The following is a 19,407-nucleotide window of genomic DNA, read 5'->3' as shown; positions in this document are numbered from 1 at the left end:
CCGCCCACGGACGCGGACGAGCGAGGAGGGTTACGCGGCGAGCGCCACGTCGAGGTACAGCATCACGACCACCCCGACCATCGTCCCGAGCGTCGCCTCGCGCTCGTGGCCCCGCGAGTGCGTCTCCGGGAGGATCTCGTCGGAGATGACGAACAGCATCGCGCCCGCCGCGAACCCCATGGCGTACGGGAGGACCGGCTCGACCGCGACGACCGCGAACGCCCCCAGCACCGTGAGCGGGATCTCCACCAGCCCCGAACGGATCCCGGTGAGGACGGCGTAGGAGGACCGGTCGAACCCCGCGTTGATCGCGGCGATCGAGACGGCCAGCCCCTCCGGGATGTTCTGGATGCCGATCGCGATCATGAGGGCGAGCCCGTTGGCGACGTTGCCGGAGCCGAAGCCGACGCCGACGGCGAGTCCCTCGGGCATGTTGTGGATCGTGATCGCGACGATGAACAGGATCACCGAGGCGACCTTGGCGTCGGTGACGGTCTGGTCGTCGCGCTCGCGGCCCGTGATCAACACGTGGACGTGCGGCACCCAGCGGTCGGCCCGGTCGAGGACGGCCGCGCCGAGGAGGATGCCCACGAGCACCGGCACCGGCGAGAGCAGCCCCGTCGCGGGGACGCCGGGCACGACGACCTCCGTGAGATCGATACCGGGGACGATGAGCGAGGTGAACGACGCCGCGAGCATCACGCCGGCGGCAAAGCCGAGCGCGGTGTCGAGCGCGCGTTCGCCGGGGTCGCGGACGGCCAGCACCGTGACCGCGCCCACCATGTTCAGCCCGGCGATGACGACGCCGCCGACCAGCGCCTGGACGACGGGGTCCGTCCCGACGAGGTCCACGAACTGCTCTTCGAGCACGCTCGTCCCACCACGCGGTTCGACACAAAAGCTATCGGTCCCGGCCGGCCGCCGCGGCGGCGCGGTCGCGAGGGCGGGCGGGGGCGGCGTCAGTCGTCGGAGGCGTCGGGCGTCGCCGCGACCGGGCGGTCGGCGCCCTCCTCGGCGACGCGGAACCCGCCCGTCTCCGTGCGTCCGGACAGTTCGCGCTGCGGGTACGGGATCTTGATGCCCGCCTCGTCGAGGGCGGCCTTCACGTCGCGCACGACGGCCGCCTTCGCGAGGGTGCGCCGCGGCGCGCTCGGGTGCTCGATCCAGAACCGGCACTCCAGCACGACCGCGGAGTCGCCCAGCGACTTCGGGAACACCTGGGGCGGCGGGTTCGACTCGATGGGCGCTACCTCCGCGAGCGCGTCGGCGACGACCGACTCCGCGCGGTCGACGCCGGCGTCGTAGTCGACGCCCACGTCGACCGACAGCCGGAGTTGGCCGAGGCGGGTCCGGTTGGAGACGGTCGCGTTCGCGACCCGCTCGTTCGGGATGACGACGACCTCGCCGTCGGCGGTGCGGATGCGCGTGTTGATCACGGTGATGTCGGCGACGATCCCCTCCTCGCCGTCGATCTCGACCCAGTCGCCCAACTCGAACGGCCGGGAGAACATGAGGACGAACCCCGCGATGAGCGAGCCGATGGTCGTCCGCGCGGCGGTGCCGATGACGATGCCGAGGAACCCGGCGCCGACGAGCAGGCCGCCGAGGTTCACCCCCCAGACGGTGAGGCTCCCCACCACGGCCCCGGCGAGCACCGCCACCTGGAGCACCCGGAATACGATCCCCTTCTGGTGTTGGTTGATCGCGTCCGACTCGTCGGCGTAGTCGTCGAGTCGCGACTCCAGCACGTCGATCCCGACGAGCGCGCCGCCGACGATACCGACGGTGACGAGGACCTGGACGATCCGCGGGACCGTCGCGGCCATCGTGTCGACGGCGAGGAGCGCGAGGTCCGCGAACCCCCACACCACGAGCACGGCGAGGCCGCAGCCGATGAGCACGGCGAACTGGAGCGTTCGGACGACCGCCGTGACCGGGAGCCCCCAGTCGAACTCCGACGCCTGCACCGGGACGCGCTCGTCGGCGAGCACTCGGTCGCGCGTCACGCGGTGGACCGTCCGGACGACACGCGGCGCCAACAACAGGGCGGTGACCGCGGCCGCCGTGAGGAGGACGACCGTCACCGCGAGGCGCGCCTCGGTGGTGACGAACCCCTCAAGCGTGTTCCGCAACTGCACGACGAAGGTACCCTGCACAGTCGTGGGAGCCGACAGGTCGCAAAAAGTCGATCGGTACGCGTCCCTGCGCCGACGCGGGCCCGTCGAGCGGGCGGCCGGTCGCTCCGCGCGGTCGGCGGGAGCGGCGGCCGTGCTACAGGCGACGGCTCACGTACGGCCCGTCCTGGTAGTAGCCGAGCTTGTCGCGGTAGTAGCCGCGCACGCCGATCCCGGAGATGACCGACAGTTTCGGGAACCCCGCGTCGGCGGCGATGTCCTCGGCTTCGCGCAGCAGTCGGCGGCCGTAGCCGCGGTGTTGCCAGTCGCCGTCGCGTCCGTCGTCGCCGCCGTCGAACGTCGCGGGCGAGCCGTACACGTGGAGCTCCCGGACGAGCGCGGCGTCCTCCAGTTCGCGCCGGACCGCGTCGCCGTCGGCCGCGGGGCCCGCGCCCGGGGCGGCGTGCGAGTACGAGGGGAACCGGAGGCGGCAGAAGCCGACGAGCAGGTCCTGTGCGGTGTCCTCGAAGCTGACGAAGTGTTCGATGCCGCCGCCGGACTCGTAGGTGGTCACGTCGAGTTCCACGTCCTCGGGGGTCGGGTCGGCGTCGTTGTGGCCGACCTCGCGGGCGCGGACGTCCCGGAGCTCGTACCCCTTCTCGGCGGCCCGCTGTTCGGCGAGCTGGCGGAGGTTCGACTTCCAGACGCCGGCGTCGATGAAGTCCGCCGGGATGTCGCGCTGGACGCGCTGGAGGCGGCAGTACTTCGGGATCTCGTTCATCGCGTCGGCGACGAGGTCGGCGGCCGCCTCGTTGTCCAGCGGCTCGAACTCGTCGCGGCGCCACGCGTCGTACACGCGGGTGCCGCGCACCACGAGCGTCGGGTAGATCTTGAGGTAGTCCGGGCGCCAGTCGGCGTTCGCGAACAGCTGGCGGAAGTCCTCCCGACACATCTCGCGGCTCATCCCCGGCTGGCCCGGCATCATGTGGAACCCCACCTTGAACCCCGCGTCGCGCAGGCGACGGTTCGCGTCGATCGACGCCTGGTTGCCGTGGCCGCGGTGCATCTCGCGGTTCACCCGCTCGTACGTCGTCTGCACCCCGACCTCGACTTTCGTCCCGCCGAGCTTCAGCATCCGGTCGATCTGCTCGGGGTCGCACCAGTCGGGCTTCGTCTCGAACGTGATCCCGACGCAGCGGACGTCCGCCGACTCGTTGCGCGACTTCACGTCCTCGAGGTACTCGAAGTCGTACTCGTCCGCGTCCTGCGCGAAGCTCCGGCCCTCCGCGGGGTTCGGGCGCGCGTCGGTGTCGTACTCGTTCATCGCCTGTAACGCCCGCTTGACGAACCACTCCTGGTAGTCGTGCGAGCGCGCCGTCATCGTCCCGCCCATCAGGATCAGCTCCGCCTTGTCGACGGGGTGACCGATGTGGCGGAGCTGTTCGAGCCGGAGGGTCACCTGCCCGTACGGGTCGTAGTCGTTCTGCTGGCCGCGGGCGGCCGCCGGCTCGTGGCCGGTGTAGCTCTGGGAGGAGTCGAACTCGGAGGCGGGCCCGCCGGGGCAGTAGAGGCACTTCCCGTGGGGGCACATGTGCGGGGCCGTCATGATCGCGACCGGCGACACGCCCGACGCCGTCCGGACCGGTTTGCGGCGGACGACCTCGCGGACCGCCTCGCGGCGGCCCTCCGGGGCCCGCTGGAGGAGGTCCGTGTTCTGTGGCACCTTCGGGGAGGAGAACTCAGAGCACGCCTCGAGCTTGGCGGACTCGAGGTCGTCCCGGTCGATCTCGCCGTCGAGGATGCGCTCGACGAGGTGCGCGCAGGCCCGCTCGAACGCCGCCGGTTCGTCGGACTCCTCGGCGAACGCCGACAGCTCAGGATCCGAGTCCGCGGTCCCGCTCATTGGGTGTGACTGGTCGCGTTCGGGGCCTAAGGGTTTCGTTCGGGTGGGTGCCCGGGCGGTGGCTCGTGGATCGCCGGGCCGACGCGCCGCTGGCCGGCCGACGGGCACGGGAGAACCGCGAGGTGGACGAGCGTCGCGTCCGGGGCCGCGTCAGTGCAGCTGGCCCGCGACGGCGTCGACGACCGCGTCGACCACGGCGTCGCGGCGGCCGGCGAGGTACTCGACGCGGCCCTGGCGGACGCCGACGGCGGTGACGCCCGCGTCGGGCACCGCCATCGTCGCGTCGCCGGCGGCCTCGCGCACGTCGACGGCGTCGTCGGCGCGGACGTACAGTTCGTCGGTGCCGTACACGACCGTCGCGTCGCGGTCGCCACGGCGCTGGAGTTCGTCCGCCAGCAGGGTCGTCGAGGGGAAGTCGAACCGGTGGCTGTACGCGTCGGCGTCCAGCGTCGCGAAGGTGAGGCCGTCGACCTCGCGCTCCTCGATGTTGGCCTCGGCGGTGTCGAGTTCCGTCTCCAGCTTCTCGCGGAACTGCCCGGCGATGTGGCCCGCGAGGTCGCCGCCCTCGGCGCCGAACAGGATGTCCGTGATGAGCTCGCGCTTGTCCTGGTAGCTCTGGTAGTACGCCTCCAGCGCCACGGCCTCGCGCAGTTCGGCGACGCGCTCGGCGTCGCGCCCCGCCTCGTCGGCGAGGGCGGTGTACGTCTCGGGGGCGTCCGCCCAGTAGCTGACCGCGGGGAGGTGCGCGAGGTCGTCCGACACGTCGGGGTTGACCGTCGCCGCGAGCACCGTCGCCAGCGCGCCGGTCGTCAGGTCGGCCGCGTCGGCGCCGGCGATCCCGGGGTTGACGACCGTCGCGACGGCCTCGGCGATCTCGGGGTCGGCCGCGGCCGCGTCGACGACGACGCGCTCGGCGTCGTACACGCCCAGCAGGTCGAGCCCGTCCATCGACTCGCGCGTCGAGCCCGTCCCGACGAGGAGCACGAGCGGCAGCTGCTCGCCGTGGCGGTCGCGGTCCTGGAGCATCCGCGTCGCGTCCTTGGTCGCCGCGTCCATGTCGTACACCGGCTCGTCGAGCGGCCGGCGGGTGAAGTAGTGGTACTCCGCGTCGCTCTTGGCGTGCTCCTCGCGGACGAGCGGGAGCACCGCGCGCTCGACGGCGGCGCCGGCGACGTAGCCGTCGGCGGTCGCCGCGTGTCGGACGACGACGGGGCGCGACTCGATGACCGCCCGGCGGACCGCCTCGGCGGCGTCGAGCAGGTCGTCGGCCACGGCGTCGACGGCGTCGTGGTCGCCCAGCGTGACGAGGTCGTCGGGGCGCGCCTCGTCGGTGACGGCGTCCGCGAGGCGGCGCTGGACCGCCTCAGCTTCGTTTCCCTCTAGCGCCGCGAGCGCCTCCGTCTCCACCTGGATCTCGTTGCGGCGCACCTCGACCTCGCCGTCGAGGCGGACCACGTCGCCGACCTCGATCTCGGGGTACGCGCGGACGCCGGCCTGCACGAACGCCGCGCAGTCGACGACGCCCGTCTCGTCGCGCAGTTCGAACACGGTCGGCCCGCCCGTCTGGCGCGCGCCGACGACCTCGCCCTCGATGCGGACCGACTCGCCGACGCGGTCGGAGAGCGTGCCGATGGCGACGCGCTCGACCTCGCCGTCAGGCGTCGCCTGCTTCCGGTCGCGGACGGCGTCGACGTCGTCCCCGTCGTCGGTGGCGTCGGCGTCGGCGGCCGAGTCGTCGCCGCCGGACGCGTCCGTCACGGCGTCGGAGCCGCCGTCGTCGGCGTCCGTCCCGGCGGCCGAGTCGGCGGCCGACTCGGTGCTTTCGTCCGCGTCGTCGCCGGTCTCCCCGGGGCTGTCGGGGGTCGGCTTGTGGACCACGCCGCCCGCGTCGTCGTCGCCGTCGTCGCCGTCGTCGCGCTCCAGTTCCGTCGTCCCCTCCTGGACCAGCGCGCCGCGGAACTCCCGCTCGGACTGCCGGATCGACCACGCGAGGTCGACGTCGCCGTTCTCGCGGACGTTCTTCACCTGGACGAACACCTGGTCGCCCGGCTCCCAGTCGAGCGACTCCAGCCGCTTGTCGAGCTCCGAGCGGTGGAGCAGCCCCGTCACGTTCGACGACAGGTCGACGAACACGCCGAAGTCGGCGTAGCCGTCGACGAGGCCGCTGTAGAAGCGGTTCCCGACGAGTTGGTGGGGGTCGTTGCCGCGGAACTCGAAGACGACGTCCTCCTCGTGGGAGGCGCAGATGCGTCCGTCCACGGACGCACCACAGATGATACACTTGCCCATTTGTGTGGAGCCAGAGTCCCCTGCCTAAAACGGTTGTCGAAACGCCGACGGCGACGGATCCGGCCCGGTTCCGTGCGGATCGCACGACGGCGCTCGGATGGCCGGACGGACGGGCCGCTCAGACGATGTACCACCGGGTCAGGAGCGTCTCGACGGCCGCGAACCCGCGGAAGCCGACGCCGAACACCAGCGCCGACGGGAGCGCGGTCGCGACCGCGGCCCGGAGGGTCGAGGTGTCGTGGACCTCGCGGACCCCCAGCGCGAGCAGGCCGGCCCCGTACAGCGCACAGGCGGCTCGGAGCTCCGGGACGGGCGGGCCGGCGAGCGCACACGGCGCGCTCGCGTACGCCAGCACCTGTACCGTCTCGCTGATGCCGGCCCGGTCGCGGACCAGCAGGATCAGCACCACCGTCTGCAGCGCCGCCGTCAGGTGGAGGGCGGCGGGCGCGAGGAACACCGCCACGAACAAAAGCGACACCGCCGCGGACACGCCGGGACCGCCGAACGCCGTCGGGATCGTGACGGGGTCGAGGACGAACTGCACCCCGGCGAACGCGACGGCGACACAGACGGCGAACACGAGCCCGGGTGCTTGGTCGCCCGGAGCGACGCCCGTCCGGAAGAAGCGCGTCGGCCTGACCAGCACCTCGACCCACGCACGGGCGACCGCCGCCGGCCCGCGTGCCCGTCCCCCCCTCGGGGTTCTCGACCCACGTCGTCACGGTCGCCCTTGCGGCGGCGCGACATTGACCGTTGCGATGGCGGAGCGTCGGGCGGCCGCCCGTCGCCGTTTCCCCGTGCCACCGGTGTCGACCGTCCTCAGTCGCGACGGACGACGTGACAGTGCCGGCAGCGCGCCTGGTAGCTCTCCTCGGCGCCGACGAGGTACGTCGGGTCGTCCTCGTGGGCGGGCTCCCCCCTCGATGAGCCGCTGGTTCCGCGTCGCCGGCTCGCCGCACTCCGCGCAGATCGCTTGGAGCTTGTCGACGTACTCGGCGACCGCCATCAGGTCCGGGAGCGGGTCGAACGGCTCGCCGCGGTACGTCTGGTCGGTGCCCGAGACGATGACGCGGCGGTCGTCCTCGGCGAGGGTCTGGCAGACCTCGACGAGCGCGCCGGAGAAGAAGTTCGCCTCGTCGATGGCGACGACCATCTCCCCGTTCAACTCGTCGACCAGCTCCCACGGGCCCTCGCCCTCGTTGTCGACGACGGTCGCCTCCCACGAGCGGCCGTTGTGCGAGCCGATGGTCGTCTCGCCGTAGCGGTCGTCGAGCGCGGGCGTGAAGACGGCGATGTCCTGACCCGCGATCTCCGCGCGGCGGAGCCGTCGCAACAGCTCCTCGGTCTTCCCGGAGAACATCGACCCCGAGATGACCTCGATCCACCCGGAGCCGGTGATCGCGTGCATACCAGTTCGACGCGGTTGCTCCGCGGAAAACCGTTACTCTCTGTCCGCCGCGACGCGCGGCCGGACCGACGGCGCGACCGCTGTCGGGGGTGGCCGTCCGAAGGATTGTGCGTGGGTGCTGTCTGTAGGGCGCCCCGAGGGGCGCACAGCACCTGCATCCGTGTGGATGCGTGGGACCGGATTTGAACCGGCGGACCTCTACAGGACAGCGCCCTCAACGCTGCGCCGTTGGCCTGGCTTGGCTACCCACGCATCGTGCGTCAGTACGCGTTCCGTCGTACCCCGGTGACGGATAAAGGGCTTTCCATTCGGTCGGCCCCTCGGTGGGGAGTCGCACACGGCGGTGTCGCGACCCGGGCGGTCGGGCGCCGCCCCCGAAAACGGCTTTGTGCTCCCGATCGTTTGACCGGCAATGAGTACCGACACGTCCGCCTCCGGGGGACCGCTGCGAGGGTTCGTTCGCGATCACAGCCTCGGCGTCGCGGGCGCCGTCTCCGCGGTCGCGCTCGCGGCGGTGTTCGCGACCGCCGGCGGGCTCGTCCCCGCGGGACTGCTCCCGCGGGCGCCCTCGGGCGTCGTCGAGGCGATCCCGACCGTCAACGCCGTCGTCTCGCTGGCGGCGATCGCGACGATCCTCGCCGGTGTCCGCGCGGCGCGGGGGCGCGACTTCGTCGCACACCGGCGCTTCATGCTCGCCTCGACGGCCCTGTTCGGCGTGTTCCTCGTGTGCTACCTCTACCGGATCGCGTTGGTCGGGACGACCGACTTCGGCGGGCCGGCCGTCGTCGAACGGTTCGTCTACCTCCCGCTGCTGGCGGTCCACATCCTGCTGGCGGTCGTGTGCGTCCCGCTCGTCGTCTACGTGCTCACGCTGGGGGCGACGCGGCCGGTCGCGGAGCTGTTCGACACCGCCCACAAGCGGGTCGGGCGGGTGGCGGCGTCGCTGTGGGTGGTGTCGTTCGCCCTCGGCGTCGTCGTGTACGCGCTGTTGTACCTGGTGTACTGAGTCGGCGCCCCTCGGCGCACGCGGGGGTTCACGTAGTAGGACGCGACCACCGGCGGCGATGCGGTGACGGACGCCGCGGGCCGATCGCGGGTGTGCGACACGCCGGTCCGCGGACGCGGAGCGTGTCGCCTGTTCGCCACTCGCCGCCGGCGGTAGCGGCGGCCGCGACCGCTCAGTCGTCCGCGGGCGCCTCGCCGACCGCCGGCCGCTGCACGTCGCGGTCGGTGGGCTCGCCGTCGATGTCGTACGGGTACTCGCCGGTCACACAGCCGAGGCACAGGTCGGACTTCGACGACGCCAGCGCGCCGGCGACGGCGTCCGTCGAGAGGTACGACAGCGAGTCGGCGCCGATCGCCTCGCGCACCTCCTCGACCGAGCGGTCCGCGGCGATCAGCTCCTCGCGGGTCGCCATGTCGATCCCCATGTAACAGGGGGCGACGATGGCCGGCGCCCCGATGCGGACGTGCACCTCCTCGGCGCCCGCGTCGCGCAGCAGTTGGACCAGCTGTGTGGAGGTCGTCCCGCGGACGATGGAGTCGTCGATGAGGGTGACCGTCCGCCCCTCGACCGTCGAGCGGATCGGGTTGAGCTTGAGGCGCACCGCCCGCTCGCGCTCGTCCTGCGTCGGCATGATGAACGTCCGGCCGACGTAGCGGTTCTTCATCAGCCCCTCGGCGAACTCGACGCCCGCGTCGTCCTCGGCGGCGGCGTCGGCGTACCCCGAGGCGAACGCCCGGCCGGAGTCCGGCACCGGCATGACGACGTCGGTGTCGACGCCGGCCTCCTCCCACAGCGCCCGCCCGAGGTCGCGCCGCGCCTCGTACACGAGCGTGTCGTCGATGACCGAGTCCGGGCGCGCGAAGTAGACGTGCTCGAAGAAGCAGTGGGCGCTGGTCTCCTCCTCGAACAGGCGGTAGGAGTCGAAGCCGCTGCCGTCGGATTCGAGCACCACGAGTTCGCCCGGCCGCACGTCGCGGACGAGGTCGCCGTCGAGCGTGTCGATGGCGGCCGACTCGCTGGCGATCACGTAGCCGTCCTCCAGTTCGCCGATACACAGCGGCCGGTTCCCCCGCGGGTCGCGCACGCCGAGGACGGTGTCGTCGTGCATCACCGTCAGCGAGTACGACCCGTGGATCCGGCTCATCGTCCGCTTGACCGCGCGGATCAGGTCCGACTCGAGGAGGTTGCGCGCGAGGTCGTGGGCGATAACCTCGGTGTCGCCCTGCGATGTGAACGCGTGGCCGACGCCCGCGAGTTCGTCGCGGATCTCGTCGGCGTTCACGAGGTTCCCGTTGTGCGCGAGCCCGAGCGCGCCGGACTTGAACGACACCGAGAACGGCTGGGCACAGCAGGCGTTGACGCCGCCGGCGGTGGGGTAGCGGACGTGGCCGATGCCCGCCGACCCCGCGAGGCCGTCGAGGTCCGACTGCGAGAACGCGTCGCCGACGAGCCCCATCTCCACGTGGCTGTGTTGCTGGAAGCCGTCGTGGGTGGCGATCCCCGCGGAGTCCTGCCCGCGGTGTTGCAGCGCGTACAGCGAGTAGTACAGCGGGCGGGCCGCGTCCCGGTCGGCCAGCGACACCCCGACCACGCCGCACTTCTCCGTCGGCCCGTCGCCGGGCGTCGGCTCGCGCGAGCCGTCGCCGAGCGGTTCCGTGAGCGATGTGACCGGCGCCGACGTACCCTCCCCGGGGTCGCCCTGTGGCATGGGAGGTACTGGACACCGGCTCCACAAAAACCCTCGTTATCGTGTGTAGGTGTCCGCGATTCGGAGCCAGTGTATGCGCGTTCGTGTACATCACACCCGCAGAGGGGGCACCGGCCGAGCACCGGCGGCGGCGGAACGGCGCCCCGACGAGCGGCGCCGAGCGGCGACACCGTCGCTACGGGAGCGTGAGAACGTGAGAGGAGAGACGGCTCAGTTGTCGCCGGCCTTCGACTGCCACGAGTAGTCGCGCCGCTTGGCGGACTTCCCGAAGCCGCAGGAGGAGCACTTCTTCTTCTTCACGTGGTAGGACTTCTCGCCGCAGCGTCGACACTTGACGTGCGTCGTCTTGTTCTTCTTCCCCTGAGACGGCGTTCCGGCTCCGGTCATGCGTTGATGGAAACGACGTTGTCGCCACGGATAATCGTTGTGTCTTCCACTTCGTCGTCCGTGGAGCCCTCCAGCTCCGTCGGATCGAGGACGACGTTCATGTGTTGGTCGTAGCCGGCGAGGACGCCGAAGTGCGCGGAGCCGTCCTTCAGGTGGACGGTCACCGGCGTGTCGAGCGACTCCTCCAGCACGTCGAGCGGACGGCCAGTCATGTTCGCCCCGTCGGCCGATTGCCGTTTAAGCGTACCGGACCCGTTGTGAGCCGGAACCGGCGCCGACCGGCCGTTCGGCGGCCGTAGCGACGCTCGGGGGTCGCGGCCGACGGCGGTCGAACCCGCACAGTTTTAACACCGGACCGATACGCTACAAACACCACAGGCCCGCGGGTAAGTACGGGGATCGACCTCGTATTGCGGGATTGCGGACCGACGCGCTGTAAGACGCCGGGGTCCACAGCGACCCGTACCGGGGCTTTCCGTACGAGCATCGGCCGCGCGCGCGACGCGCGGGATTCACGCTCGCAACAACCAACGAACGCAACCATGGAAGTAGAAATCGCGACGATCGGCGGCTACGAGGAAGTCGGTCGTCAGATGACGGCAGTCAGAGCGGGAGACGACATCGTGGTGTTCGACATGGGCCTCAACCTGAGTCAGGTCCTGATCCACGACAACGTCGAGACCGAGAAGATGCACAGCCTCGACCTGATCGACATGGGCGCCATCCCGGACGACCGGGTGATGAGCGACATGGAGGGCGACGTGCAGGCGATCGTGCCGACGCACGGTCACCTCGACCACATCGGCGCCATCTCGAAGCTGGCGCACCGCTACGACGCCCCCATCGTCTCCGCGCCGTTCACCATCGAACTGGTGAAACAGCAGGTCAAAGGCGAGAACAAGTTCAACGTCGACAACGACCTCGTCAAGATGGAGGCCGGCGAGACGATGGAGATCGGCGACTCCGGCAACGTCCAGCTCGAGTTCGTCCACGTCACCCACTCCATCATCGACGCGGTGAACCCGGTCGTCCACACGCCCGAGGGCGCCGTCGTGTACGGCCTCGACAAGCGGATGGACCACTCGCCGGTCCTCGAGGACCCCATCGACATGCAGCGGTTCCGCGAGATCGGCCGCGAGGGCAACGGCGTCCTCGCGTACATCGAGGACTGTACCAACGCCGGCCGGAAGGGCCGCACGCCCTCCGAGTCCGTCGCCCGACGCCACCTGAAGGACGTGCTCACGTCCATCGAGGACTACGACGGCGGCATCGTCGCCACGACGTTCTCCTCGCACGTGTCGCGCGTCTCCTCGCTCGTCGAGTTCGCCGAGGAGATCGGCCGCGAGCCGGTGCTGCTCGGTCGCTCGATGGAGAAGTACTCCGGCACCGCCGAGCGCCTGAACTTCGTCGACTTCCCGGACGACCTCGGGATGTACGGCCACCGCAAGTCCGTCGACCGCACCTTCAAGCGGATCATGCAGGAGGGCAAGGAGAACTACCTCCCCATCGTGACGGGCCACCAGGGCGAGCCGCGCGCGATGCTCACCCGCATGGGTCGCGGCGAGACCCCGTACGAACTGGACGACGGCGACAAGGTCGTCTTCTCGGCGCGGGTCATCCCGGAGCCGACGAACGAGGGGCAGCGCTACCAGTCCGAGCGCCTCCTGAAGATGCAGGGCGCGCGCATCTACGACGACATCCACGTGTCGGGCCACCTCCGCGAGGAGGGGCACTACCAGATGCTCGACGCGCTGGAACCCCAGCACGTCATCCCGGCCCACCAGGACATGAAGGGCTTCGCGCCGTACGTGGACCTGGCGAGCCGCAAGGGGTACAAGCTCGGCCGTGACCTCCACGTCACGCAGAACGGCAACATGATCCAGCTGACCGAGTGACGATGGCGCAGGACGCGACGGCAGAACGGGTGCTCGCGGCGGTCGGACAGCGCCGCGAACGCGTCAACGCCGCCCTCGACGAGGACCTCCCGATGGCCGAGCCCGAGCGGCTGTACGAGGCCACCCGGTACATCCTCGAGGCCGGCGGCAAGCGCCTCCGGCCGACGGCGGCGCTGCTGGTCGGCGAGGCGCTCGCGGAGGTCGACGCCGACGACGCGACCGACTACCGGTCGTTCCCGGCGCTCGACGGCGAGGAGTTCGACCTGATGCGGGCGGCCGTGAGCGTCGAGGTCATCCAGTCGTTCACCCTCATCCACGACGACATCATGGACGAGGACGACCTCCGGCGCGGCGAGCCGGCGGTCCACCGCGCGTACGACACCGAGACCGCGATCCTCGCCGGCGACACGCTGTACGCCAAGGCGTTCGAGCTGCTCTCGGACACCGGCGCCGACCCCGCGAACACCGTCGACGCGGTCAACCGACTCGCCTCCGCGTGCACCCGCATCTGCGAGGGGCAGTCGCTCGACGTCGACTTCGAGTCGCGCGACGACGTCACGCCCGAGGAGTACCTCGAGATGGTCGAGCTGAAGACCGCCGTCCTGTACGGCGCGTCGGCGGCCATCCCCGCGGTCCTCATGGGTGCCGACGACGAGACGGTGCAGGCGCTGTACCAGTACGGCGTCGACTCCGGGCGCGCGTTCCAGATCCAGGACGACGTGCTCGACCTGACGGTGCCCTCCGAGAAGCTCGGGAAACAGCGCGGCTCCGACCTCGTCGAGGAGAAGGAGACGCTCATCACGCTCCACGCGCGCCAGCAGGGTGTCGACGTGGACGCGCTCGTCAGCGCGGAGACGCCCGCGATGGTGAGCGAGGCGGAGGTGGACGAGGCCGTCGCGGTGCTGGAGGAGGCGGGCTCGATCGCCTACGCCCGCGACATGGCCGAGGACCTCACCGAACGCTCGAAGGGGCGACTCTCGGTGCTCCCCGAGGGGCCGGCGCGCGACCTGCTGGCGGACCTGGCCGACTACCTCATCACCCGCGGCTACTGAGTCGCGACGGCCCGTTTTTTACTCGCCCCGTGCGGCGTGCCCGACATGGACGACAGCGACGGCCCCGCCGGGGGGGACGAGCCCGACGCCGAGGCGAGCGACACCGACGGACGCGTGGCGGCCCGACGGCCGGTCCAGACCCGCTCGGACCGGCGTCGTCGGGGCGTCCGGCAACTCCTGTTCGTGATCGCCGGGTCGCACACGGGCGCGTTCCTCGGGTCGTCGCTGCCGACGAACTTCGGCCTCCCGGGGAACGTCTCGGGCGCGCTGCTGGTCGTCGTCCTGTTCGTGCTCCCGTTCGTCGTCGACGCGAAGTGGGAGCGGATCGAGCGCGTCGCCGAGCGGGTGGGCCGGTGACCGGCGGGCGGTCCCGACCCGCGCGCCGGCCGCGGCCGCCGCGATCGCCGGGGCGAACGGAAACGCGCAAGTCCGTCCCGCCCGGCGGATCGGACGTGACCACTCCGTGAGTTCCGCCCGAACCGCCGCGCTGTTCCTCGCGCTCGGGCTGTGCTGGGGCGGGAGCTTCCCCGCCATCGAGTTCGGCCTCGTCGAACTCGACCCGCTGCTGCTCGGCGCGTACCGCTTCGATCTGGGCGCGCTCGTCGCGTTGGGGTACGTGTTCGCGACCGCCGACGACCCCATCCCGCGCACCCCGTCGGATCTGGGCGCCGTCGCGGTCGCCGGTCTCCTGTTCGTCGTGGCGAACATCGCCTTCCTCGCGTACGGGCAGGTGTACACCACCGGCGGCATCGCCTCGATCGTGTACAGCCTCAACCCCATCCTCACGACGTTCTTCACCGTCTGGCTGCTCGGGGAGGGGAGCCTCGACCTGCGGGGGTACGTCGGCGTCGCGCTCGGCGTGCTCGGCGTGGCGCTCGTCGCGCAGCCCTCGCCCGCGAACCTCGGCGGCGACACCACCGTCGGCGTCGCGCTCGTGTTCGTCGCGGCTGTCGCCGTCTCCTTCGGGAGCGTCGTCACCCGGTGGCTCGCGCCGCCCTCCGACGCGCTCCCGCGGACCGCGTGGGGGATGGCGCTGGGCGCGGTCGTCCTCCACGGGCTCAGCGTCGCCGCCGGGGAGCCCCAGCCCCTCCCGACGGCGCTGTCGCCCCGGGTGCTCGTGTCGCTGGCGTTCCTCGGCGTGTTCGCCTCGGCGCTCGCGTACGCGATCTACTTCGGGCTGCTCGACCGGCTGGGGCCGTTCGAGATCAACCTCGTGAGCTACGTCGTCCCCGTCGTCGCGACGGTGGCCGGAGCCGTGCTGCTGGAGGAGGCGGTGACGCCGCTCACGGTCGTCGGGTTCCTCGTCGTCGTCGCCGGGTTCGCGCTCGTCAAGCGGGAGGCGATCCGGCGCCAACTCCGCGGACGGTCGTGGTGAACGGTCGGCCCGCGTCACCCGCCGTTCCCGGGCCGGCTACTCGCCGCGCAGGTCGTCGATGTCCGCGAGGAGTTCTTCGGCGTGCTCCTCGGGCGAGACGCCCTCGTACACGCGCTCGATCGTTCCGTCGGGGCCGATCAGGTACGTGTTGCGGAACACGCCCTCGACGACGTTGCCGAACACGTTCTTCTCGCCGTAGGAGTCGTACGCAGCCGCGACCGATCCGTCCTCATCCGAGAGCAGGCTGAACGGGAGGTCGTGCTTGCGCGCGAACGCCGTGAGGTCGTCGACCGGGTCGTCGCTGACGCCGAGCACGACGGTGTCGCGCGCCTCGAACTCGTCGTAGGCGTCGCGGAAGCCGCACGCCTCGGTCGTACAGCCCGGGGTGTCCGCCCGCGGGTAGAAGTAGAGGACGACCCGCTTGCCGTCGAACTCGTCGAGCGAGACCTCGCGGCCGACGTGGTCGGGGAGCGAGAAGCCGGGCGCCTCGGTGCCGATGTCGAGCATGGCCGGGGTTGGGGCGGCCCGCCGAAAAGCCGTGTCGGTGTGGGTGAGTGGAACGACCCCGCCTCACGAGAACGATCCGCGTCGCGCCCCCGACCGGCCGCGGGCGACCGACTACTCGACGGGTTCGGCGGCGTCGCGCTCGACGAGCGGCCCGGCGTTCTCCGCCGGGAGCGTCACCACGTCGTCGGCCGCCAGATCGTACTCGACGTCGTCGACGCCGAGGATCGACCCCACGTCCCGGGTGATCCGGAGCGTCCGCCGGTCGACGGCGTCGTCGTCGGCCGCGGTCGCGGCGTCGGTCGACGGTTCGGGACCCGGATCGGAGCCCACGTCCGGGGCGCCGCCCGCGCGGTCGGGCTCGGAGCCCGGGACGAACTCCCCGGGCCATCCGACGGCTCGGCGGGCTGATCGGCCGGCTCGCCGGCGGGCGCCTCCGCGGGCGCCGGCGGCGACTCCGCGGCCGTGTCGGGGGCGGTCGCCCCGGCGTCGGCCCCGGCGGACGGCGACTCGCCGCCCATCGCGTCCGCGAGGACGCCGCCGCCGTCGTCGTCGGTCGGGGTGTCGGGCGGAGGTGCGGGGGCGTCCGACGAGGGGGCGCTCGCGTCGGTCGCGCTCGCGCCCGTGGCCGCGTCGGCGCCGACGGCCGCCGCCGGCGCGTCGGCCTCGGCCTCGACCGGGGAGCCGCCCCCGACGCCGATGTCGACGCCGGCGCCGTTCTCCAGCACGTCGAGGACGCGGTCTTTGTTCTGTTCGATCCGGACGACGAGGTCCTCGAACAGCTCCGCCTCCTGGACCGTCATCCCCTCCGTGTCGGTGGGGGCGCCGGCGGCCGCGAACGACGAGAGCTTCACCACCTTGCCGACGCGCCGTTCGTACAGCGACTCGACGACCTCCTCGGCGGTCTCGATCTCGTCGGAGAGCTTGCGGACCCGCTTGTCGGAGAAGGGGTTGCTCACCTCCGCGGCGCGCTCGTCGCGCTGGCGCTTGCGCTCGGCGAGGTACGCCGCGACGTCCTCGTAGAAGGAGTCACGCAGGTGCTGGAGGCTGTCCTTCCTGCGTTCCTTCGACTGTACCGAGCGTAGTTCGTCCAGATCCATCGTGTGCTACTCCCTCGCCTTCTGCGCTCGTCCGCGTGCCATGAGGAACACGCCGACGTACTCGGGTACCGAGACGATTCCCTCCGGCACCTTATCTCTGTCGTCGCCCACGTCGACCGGCCCCGGTTCCTCGACGTCGACGAGGATGTCGCGCCCGCGGAAGCGGTCCGGCACCGCGTCCGTCAGCGGGTCGAACGCCGCGACCTCGTCGCGCTCCAGCGGGCACACGAGCAGGCCGCTCCCGCCGTGGATGCTCCCCGGCAGGCGGATGAGTCGCCGGATGTCCGTGGTGACGGGTTCGTCGATGGGCGCCGTCTGGTCGGCGGTGACGCGCTCGGCGACGGCCCGCACCAGCGTCGAGGCGCCCGGACCCAACTCCACGTTCCCGGATTTCACCCCTTCGGGGTTGCGGTCGAGCACCCCGTAGATGGTGCGGGCCGTCTTCTCACCGACGCCGTCGAGCTCCTGCAGTTCGGCGAGCGCGTCGGCCTCGTCCATCGCGAGCAGGTCCTCGGCGTAGTCGACGAGCGCCTCGTGGACGCGACGCCCCCACCCGCCCTCGCGGCGGAGCTGTTTCTGCAGCGTCGTCCCGCGGTCGTTCGGCCGCTTCTCGATCAGGCCGTCGTAGTTGAGGTCGACCGCGCGGACGTAGTCGACGACCTCCCGGCGCGCGGTCGAGTCCAGCTCCGCGACGGCGTCGTCGCGGACGTGGACGTGGTAGCCGCGCCCGCCCGAGAACACGACCTGCATGTCCCCGTCGGCGAACCCGAAGTCCGCCGTCAGGATGTCGAGCAGCGCGAGCAGTTCCTCCTTGCAGGCGGCGAGCATCTCGCCGTAGCCCGCCTCCTCCGGGTCGACGCCCGGGAGGTGGTCGGCGTCGAGGTCGAAGACCAGATCCGCCGAGCGCCACCCCTTCCCGCTCATCGACCCGTTCGCGGGGTCGTCGTAGCGGGCCGCCGAGAAGTACGCGTGACGGGGCGCCTCGCGCGTGAGGAACTCCCCCACCTCGCCGATGTCGAGCAGCGACTGGTGGCGGACCATGGTCGTGCCGTCGCCCGCGGTGAACGGGATGTGTCCCCACTCGCGCTCGTTGGCCTGCGGCGGCGGGGAGACGCTCGCGCTCCGGTAGTAGTCGCCGAAGCGCCCCGTGAGGTACTCGCGTGTGCGACGGTTCATCTGACGGAGTTCACGTAGCGGGGTCTGCGGTATGAGTGTTGTCGTCTGTGTTCGGATCGCGAGAGCGACGGCGCGGCCCGCGGTTACGCGTCGGGGCCGGCGACGGTCGCCAGCGCGTCAGCGCCGCCCCAGGACGACGCCGATCGCGCCCGCGAGGAAGCCGAAGACCGCGAGCACGCCGAACAGCACCTGCTCGTTCGCGTACGTCAGGATGGCGCCCGCGATGGCGCCGCCGAGCGCGCCGACGCCGAACACGCCGAGGTAGGTGTAGCCGTACGAGAGGCCGCGGGTGCCGGCGGGCGTGTACTCGGCGACGGTCGCCTGGTAGAACGGCTGGACGACGAACAGCGCGACGCCCAGCACCGCCCCGAACGCGAGGAACGGGACGAACCCGAGGTTCGCGACCGGGAGGAACAGGACCGCGAGGACGCCGAGCAGCCCGTAGCCGAGCGCGAGGCCCCGCTCGACCGGCATCCGGTCGGTGAGCTTCCCGCCCGCGTACTGGCCGAGGACGCCGATCATCAGGAGCCCGGAGTAGACGTAGTTCGCCGGCGACAGCGTCTGGCCGGCGGAGCCGCCGACGGCGTCGGCCAGCCCGGCGGGGAGCAGCGAGGCGACCGGCACCGGCTCGAAGCCGGGGAACCCCTGGAGCAGCTCCGGCATGAACGTGAGGACGCCGCGGTAGTACAGCCCCGAGAGCATCACGACCACGAACACGAGCGCGAAGCTCCCGGCGAACAGCACGCGCGACTCCGAGACGAACTCCGCGACGGAGTCGACACCCGCGTCCGCCTTGGAGTCGCCGCCCTCGCCGCCGTCGGTCGCCGCCTCGACGGCGGCCGTCTCGTCGAAGCGGGCGCGCACGGCGTACCCCGCCGCCAACAGCGCGGGCACCGCCAGCACCATCGCGACCGTCTGCCAGTCGAGGAACAGCAGCATGATCGCCGTCAACAGCGGCCCGAGTCCGATACCGAGGTTGCCCGCGATGCCGTGGTACGCGAAGCCCGTGCCGCGTTCCTCGACGCCCTTCGAGAGGAGCGCGAGCCCCGCGGGGTGGTACACCGACGCCGAGACGCCCCACACGACCATCGCGAGCGTGACGGCCACCAGCCCCGGCGCGAGCCCCAGCAGGAGGAAGGAACTGGCCATCCCGACGAGACACGCGGTGATCAGCCGCCGCGACCCCACCCGGTCGACGAGGACGCCGCCGGGGAGCGCGCCGAGGCCGAACAGCCCGTACCCGACCGTGACGAGGAGCCCCAGCGTCGCCGACGTGACCGCCACCTCGACGGGGCCGAGCGACACCACGTCGAACTGCGTCAGCCAGATGGGGATGAAGATGGGAATCGACAGCTCGTAGGTGTGGACCATCCCGTGGGCCAACATCGTCAGCCCGACGATGGATCTGTCGTTCCGGTTCACACACGAACGACGCGGGCGCGGAGCCATGTAGCCGTCGGTGTCGGCACGGACGGCCGACTCGGGGGTCG

At 71.5% G+C, this 19,407-nt stretch carries 16 protein-coding genes, 1 tRNA gene and 2 pseudogenes; 5 read left to right on the top strand and 14 right to left on the bottom strand.

Going from position 1 to position 19,407, the window contains the following annotated elements:
- Nucleotides 1–30: 30 nt before the first annotated feature.
- From P0R35_RS04475 to P0R35_RS04445, 7 genes and pseudogenes are all read right to left on the bottom strand, one after another.
- Nucleotides 31–870, bottom strand: a complete 840-nt coding sequence (locus P0R35_RS04475; protein ID WP_284014012.1) for a ZIP family metal transporter — start codon at nucleotides 868–870, stop codon at nucleotides 31–33.
- 89 nt (nucleotides 871–959) lie between these two features.
- A complete protein-coding gene (locus P0R35_RS04470) occupies nucleotides 960–2,156 on the bottom strand; it encodes a mechanosensitive ion channel family protein (protein WP_284014011.1) in 1,197 nt (398 codons plus the stop codon).
- Nucleotides 2,157–2,271: 115 nt separating this feature from the next.
- The gene (locus tag P0R35_RS04465; protein WP_284014010.1) at nucleotides 2,272–4,017 is read right to left on the bottom strand and encodes a tRNA uridine(34) 5-carboxymethylaminomethyl modification radical SAM/GNAT enzyme Elp3; all 1,746 of its coding nucleotides are present in this window, start codon (nucleotides 4,015–4,017) and stop codon (nucleotides 2,272–2,274) included.
- A 150-nt stretch (nucleotides 4,018–4,167) separates the two neighbouring features.
- Nucleotides 4,168–6,306: a DHH family phosphoesterase gene (locus P0R35_RS04460; protein ID WP_284014009.1), complete on the bottom strand. Its 2,139-nt coding sequence runs from the start codon at nucleotides 6,304–6,306 to the stop codon at nucleotides 4,168–4,170.
- Nucleotides 6,307–6,424: 118 nt separating this feature from the next.
- Nucleotides 6,425–7,028: pseudogene (locus P0R35_RS04455) on the bottom strand (YIP1 family protein).
- 97 nt (nucleotides 7,029–7,125) lie between these two features.
- Nucleotides 7,126–7,714: pseudogene (locus P0R35_RS04450) on the bottom strand (thymidine kinase).
- A gap of 167 nt (nucleotides 7,715–7,881) precedes the next feature.
- Nucleotides 7,882–7,966: transfer RNA gene (locus tag P0R35_RS04445), tRNA-Leu, on the bottom strand.
- A gap of 160 nt (nucleotides 7,967–8,126) precedes the next feature.
- Between P0R35_RS04445 and P0R35_RS04440 the strand changes: the two genes are divergently transcribed.
- Nucleotides 8,127–8,720, top strand: a complete 594-nt coding sequence (locus P0R35_RS04440) for a DUF420 domain-containing protein (RefSeq protein ID WP_284014007.1) — start codon at nucleotides 8,127–8,129, stop codon at nucleotides 8,718–8,720.
- 172 nt (nucleotides 8,721–8,892) lie between these two features.
- Here the strand turns inward: P0R35_RS04440 and purF are convergent, their stop codons facing one another.
- The 3 genes from purF to P0R35_RS04425 all read right to left on the bottom strand — a co-directional run bounded on the left by purF (nucleotide 8,893) and on the right by P0R35_RS04425 (nucleotide 11,027).
- On the bottom strand, nucleotides 8,893–10,428 hold the full coding sequence (purF, locus tag P0R35_RS04435; RefSeq protein ID WP_284014006.1) for an amidophosphoribosyltransferase: 1,536 nt from the start codon (nucleotides 10,426–10,428) through the stop codon (nucleotides 8,893–8,895).
- 210 nt (nucleotides 10,429–10,638) lie between these two features.
- The gene (locus P0R35_RS04430) at nucleotides 10,639–10,815 is read right to left on the bottom strand and encodes a 50S ribosomal protein L37e (protein ID WP_284014005.1); all 177 of its coding nucleotides are present in this window, start codon (nucleotides 10,813–10,815) and stop codon (nucleotides 10,639–10,641) included.
- Nucleotides 10,812–11,027, bottom strand: a complete 216-nt coding sequence (locus tag P0R35_RS04425) for an LSM domain-containing protein (protein ID WP_284014004.1) — start codon at nucleotides 11,025–11,027, stop codon at nucleotides 10,812–10,814. The genes P0R35_RS04430 and P0R35_RS04425 overlap by 4 nt, the downstream gene beginning before the upstream one ends.
- A 330-nt stretch (nucleotides 11,028–11,357) precedes the next feature.
- Here P0R35_RS04425 and P0R35_RS04420 point away from each other — a divergent pair, with 330 nt between their 5' ends.
- The 4 genes from P0R35_RS04420 to P0R35_RS04405 all read left to right on the top strand — a co-directional run bounded on the left by P0R35_RS04420 (nucleotide 11,358) and on the right by P0R35_RS04405 (nucleotide 15,137).
- Complete coding sequence (locus P0R35_RS04420; RefSeq protein WP_284014003.1) at nucleotides 11,358–12,710, top strand: RNase J family beta-CASP ribonuclease; 1,353 nt, start codon at nucleotides 11,358–11,360, stop codon at nucleotides 12,708–12,710.
- 2 nt (nucleotides 12,711–12,712) lie between these two features.
- Nucleotides 12,713–13,762 (top strand): geranylfarnesyl diphosphate synthase, encoded by a 1,050-nt coding sequence (gene idsA3 / locus P0R35_RS04415; RefSeq protein WP_284014002.1) that lies wholly within the window; start codon nucleotides 12,713–12,715, stop codon nucleotides 13,760–13,762.
- Between the two features lie 45 nt (nucleotides 13,763–13,807).
- Nucleotides 13,808–14,119: a hypothetical protein gene (locus P0R35_RS04410; RefSeq protein ID WP_284014001.1), complete on the top strand. Its 312-nt coding sequence runs from the start codon at nucleotides 13,808–13,810 to the stop codon at nucleotides 14,117–14,119.
- Between the two features lie 106 nt (nucleotides 14,120–14,225).
- Nucleotides 14,226–15,137 (top strand): DMT family transporter, encoded by a 912-nt coding sequence (locus tag P0R35_RS04405; RefSeq protein WP_284014000.1) that lies wholly within the window; start codon nucleotides 14,226–14,228, stop codon nucleotides 15,135–15,137.
- 36 nt (nucleotides 15,138–15,173) lie between these two features.
- Here the strand turns inward: P0R35_RS04405 and bcp are convergent, their stop codons facing one another.
- The 4 genes from bcp to P0R35_RS04385 form a co-directional block, all read right to left on the bottom strand.
- On the bottom strand, nucleotides 15,174–15,644 hold the full coding sequence (gene bcp, locus P0R35_RS04400; RefSeq protein WP_284013999.1) for a thioredoxin-dependent thiol peroxidase: 471 nt from the start codon (nucleotides 15,642–15,644) through the stop codon (nucleotides 15,174–15,176).
- 173 nt (nucleotides 15,645–15,817) lie between these two features.
- On the bottom strand, nucleotides 15,818–16,741 hold the full coding sequence (locus P0R35_RS04395; protein WP_321170448.1) for a hypothetical protein: 924 nt from the start codon (nucleotides 16,739–16,741) through the stop codon (nucleotides 15,818–15,820).
- Between the two features lie 6 nt (nucleotides 16,742–16,747).
- On the bottom strand, nucleotides 16,748–17,917 hold the full coding sequence (gene priS, locus P0R35_RS04390; protein WP_284013998.1) for a DNA primase small subunit PriS: 1,170 nt from the start codon (nucleotides 17,915–17,917) through the stop codon (nucleotides 16,748–16,750).
- Nucleotides 17,918–18,034: 117 nt separating this feature from the next.
- Entirely contained in the window at nucleotides 18,035–19,366 is a 1,332-nt protein-coding gene (locus P0R35_RS04385; RefSeq protein ID WP_284013997.1) for an MFS transporter, read from the bottom strand.
- Nucleotides 19,367–19,407: the final 41 nt, after the last annotated feature.

The organism is Halobaculum litoreum, assembly GCF_030127125.1.
GTDB lineage: Archaea > Halobacteriota > Halobacteria > Halobacteriales > Haloferacaceae > Halobaculum > Halobaculum litoreum.
Note: the sequence above shows the minus strand (reverse complement) of the source record. Positions and strands in the feature narration are given on the sequence as shown.

Coding starts and splice junctions, on each gene's coding strand:
- P0R35_RS04440 (WP_284014007.1), top strand. CDS start 8,127: ATGAGTACCGACACGTCCGCCTCCGGGGGACCGCTGCGAGGGTTCGTT.
- P0R35_RS04410 (WP_284014001.1), top strand. CDS start 13,808: ATGGACGACAGCGACGGCCCCGCCGGGGGGGACGAGCCCGACGCCGAG.
- bcp (WP_284013999.1), bottom strand. CDS start 15,644: ATGCTCGACATCGGCACCGAGGCGCCCGGCTTCTCGCTCCCCGACCAC.
- P0R35_RS04420 (WP_284014003.1), top strand. CDS start 11,358: ATGGAAGTAGAAATCGCGACGATCGGCGGCTACGAGGAAGTCGGTCGT.
- purF (WP_284014006.1), bottom strand. CDS start 10,428: ATGCCACAGGGCGACCCCGGGGAGGGTACGTCGGCGCCGGTCACATCG.
- P0R35_RS04385 (WP_284013997.1), bottom strand. CDS start 19,366: ATGGCTCCGCGCCCGCGTCGTTCGTGTGTGAACCGGAACGACAGATCC.
- P0R35_RS04430 (WP_284014005.1), bottom strand. CDS start 10,815: ATGACCGGAGCCGGAACGCCGTCTCAGGGGAAGAAGAACAAGACGACG.
- P0R35_RS04460 (WP_284014009.1), bottom strand. CDS start 6,306: ATGGGCAAGTGTATCATCTGTGGTGCGTCCGTGGACGGACGCATCTGC.
- P0R35_RS04395 (WP_321170448.1), bottom strand. CDS start 16,741: ATGGATCTGGACGAACTACGCTCGGTACAGTCGAAGGAACGCAGGAAG.
- priS (WP_284013998.1), bottom strand. CDS start 17,917: ATGAACCGTCGCACACGCGAGTACCTCACGGGGCGCTTCGGCGACTAC.
- P0R35_RS04425 (WP_284014004.1), bottom strand. CDS start 11,027: ATGACTGGCCGTCCGCTCGACGTGCTGGAGGAGTCGCTCGACACGCCG.
- P0R35_RS04465 (WP_284014010.1), bottom strand. CDS start 4,017: ATGAGCGGGACCGCGGACTCGGATCCTGAGCTGTCGGCGTTCGCCGAG.
- idsA3 (WP_284014002.1), top strand. CDS start 12,713: ATGGCGCAGGACGCGACGGCAGAACGGGTGCTCGCGGCGGTCGGACAG.